General features: G+C 37.1%; 3 protein-coding genes. 2 read left to right on the forward strand and 1 reads right to left on the reverse strand.

The features are described 5' to 3' along the window. Window positions 1-426 precede the first annotated feature (426 nt). Window positions 427-1587 carry a formate-dependent phosphoribosylglycinamide formyltransferase gene (gene purT, locus VFS71_RS02000; RefSeq protein WP_414655977.1) on the forward strand — a complete coding sequence of 387 codons (1161 nt, stop codon included), beginning with the start codon at window positions 427-429 and terminating at the stop codon, window positions 1585-1587. Here the strand turns inward: purT and VFS71_RS02005 are convergent, their stop codons facing one another. Next, complete coding sequence (locus VFS71_RS02005; RefSeq protein WP_326399069.1) at window positions 1588-2451, reverse strand: helix-turn-helix transcriptional regulator; 864 nt, start codon at window positions 2449-2451, stop codon at window positions 1588-1590. A 92-nt stretch (window positions 2452-2543) separates the two neighbouring features. Here VFS71_RS02005 and VFS71_RS02010 point away from each other — a divergent pair. Then, a partial coding sequence (locus tag VFS71_RS02010) for a DUF983 domain-containing protein (protein ID WP_326399071.1) occupies window positions 2544-2836 on the forward strand: 293 nt, incomplete at its 3' end.

The raw sequence follows: 2836 nt of genomic DNA on the forward strand, positions 1-2836 counted from the left end.
AAAATCGGAAAGAATTTTAGCATTGACCCTTCAATCGGATTCAATTGGAAATGGGAAGTAAAAGGAAATGGAGACATCGACAACACCTACGTTGATAATTTCGTATTCCGATGCGGGGTAAAACTTGGTTATAGTTTTTAAACAAAGTATTGGGGCGTGCCATCATAAAGAAAAGAGGCTAACTTATCACACCGGTGAGTCGGCCTCTTTCCTTTATGGTGTCAGGCTATACGCGCTACTTCGGTAGCTTGCTCCTATCCCTCACGCGGGCAAACTGCTAAATAAGTCATTCAATATTTTCAAAAGAAATAACCAAAACACAGCAAGCGTTCCTATAAAAAATTCAACCCAAAAACGTATTTTTGTTATAATTATACAAAACAGACTAAACTTATAAACCTCATAACCCCACTAAACTTTTTTTCAATGAAAATACTACTTCTAGGCTCTGGCGAATTAGGAAAAGAATTTACAATCGCTGCACAACGTATCGGGCAAACCATAATTGCTGTTGACAGTTATGAAAACGCACCAGCAATGCAAGTAGCACACGGTTTTGAAGTTATCAATATGCTCGATGGGGACGCTTTGGACAAAATCGTGGCCAAACACCAACCCGATTTCATCGTTCCCGAAATAGAAGCCATCAGAACAGAACGTTTTTATGATTACGAAAAACAAGGAATTACAGTAGTTCCATCTGCAAAAGCGGCCAACTTTACCATGAACAGAAAAGCCATTCGGGATTTAGCTGCCAAAGAACTGGGATTGCGCACGGCCAATTACCGTTACGCCACTTCAGCCGAAGAATTACGCAAAGGAGTTGAGGCCGTTGGAATGCCATGCGTCGTAAAACCATTAATGTCTTCCTCTGGAAAAGGGCAATCCACCATAAAAACTGCTGCCGACATTGACAAAGCATGGCAATACGCTGTAGAAGGTTCGCGTGGCGATGTAGTCGAAGTCATAGTTGAAGCTTTTGTAAAGTTCAATTCGGAAATCACATTATTGACCGTGGTTCAAAACAACAACCCTACTCTATTTTGCGCGCCAATAGGACACAGACAAGAGCGTGGCGATTATCAGGAAAGCTGGCAACCCGCGAAAGTATCCGACAAAGATTTATACGAAGCACAGGATATGGCCGAAAAAGTAACCGAAGCTTTGGGTGGCGCGGGATTATTCGGTGTTGAATTTTTCCTTGCTGATGATGGTGTTTATTTCTCTGAATTATCACCAAGACCACACGATACAGGAATGGTCACTTTGGCGGGAACGCAAAATTTTAATGAATTCGAATTGCATTTACGTGCTATTTTGAGTTTACCAATTTTCGAAATTACTCTAGAAAAAGCAGGAGCGAGTGCTGTAATTTTGGCTTCCGAAAATTCAGCAAACCCTACTTTCACAGGAATAGAAAAAATCGCAGCTTTACCCAAAACCGATTTTAGGATATTTGGAAAACCTACTTCAAGACCCTATCGCAGAATGGGCGTAGCTTTAGTCAATGATGCTTTAGACTCTTCAATTGAGGAAGTGATCGAAAAAGCAAAAGAAGCCGCTCAATTAATTAAAGTACATCCTTAATTACTGTTTTGAAACCCGAAAAGCGGTTGGCGTCATTGCAGTATACTTCTTAAATAACCGCACGAAATAGGAATAGTCATCGAAACCCAACGCTGTTGCAATTTCGTTGACTGTTCTTTTTTTATCCATTAACATTCTTTTGGCCTCCAGAATAATTCGATCCGTAATAACCTGAGTGGTGGTCTTTTTTAGGATTTCATTGCATATCCTATTCAAATGTTTCAACGTAATATGAAGTTGAGATGCATAAAAGGAAGGCGCTTTTTCTGTCCAAAAATATTTCTCCAAAAGCACATCAAAATCTTTAATTTTCATATTATAGGAATGCGTTTCCAAAACATGGCTTTCATTATACTTTCGGGCAATTTCAATGTGAATACTGTCCAATAAATTCATGATTTTATCCTGCTTCATTATTTTATTACCTTGATATTCCTCAAACATTTTATAAAAATAGAATTCTTTTGCCTTTAATTCTTTTGCATCAAATATCATTTCGGGAGAATTTCCCAATGCAGAATAAAACGGGTAGGCTTCTATTGTCTTTTGCCTAAAATAAAGATTGTACATCTCTTGGGAATAAAAAACAACAAAACCGTCAATATCATCAGACAAATTCCAATGGTGTATTTGTCCGGGTTGCATAAAAAACATACTCCCGGGCTGAATTTTAAAAGTATCAAAATCGATATCATGCGTCCCTGATCCATTAGTAAAAAGAACCAGTACATACGAATTATGTCTATGAGGTTCTTCTACAAAACTGTGATCAATCAAGTGATTTTTGAAGGTATTTATATAGAAATCACTATTAACATCATTACAATTGAATCGCTGAATAGAATATATCGGATATTTGCTCATGTCTTCTTCAATGTCTTTATTGTGCTATAATTAGCGAATATAGAAAACATCTGTGACACGAATAAAAAATACCTTTGAAAAAAAATAAAAAAATGTCACACACACTCGTCCACATCCTAAATAATGATTGTCCACATTGCCTTGAAGGAAAAGTATTCAACGAAAAAAACATCTTCTTAAATATTGGTTTCCCAAAAATGAATCAATATTGTCCCCATTGTCAATACAAATTCGAAAAAGAACCCGGCTATTTCTTTGGTGCTATGTATGTAAATTATGGCTTAACTGTAGCGCAAGGAATTGGAACTTATCTAATTGCACAACAATTTTTCATGGAAAGATTCGATTTAAGAATCATTGCCATTATTGCTTTAGTCATAGTATC

It is taken from the genome of Flavobacterium sp. (assembly GCF_035760125.1).
GTDB lineage: Bacteria > Bacteroidota > Bacteroidia > Flavobacteriales > Flavobacteriaceae > Flavobacterium.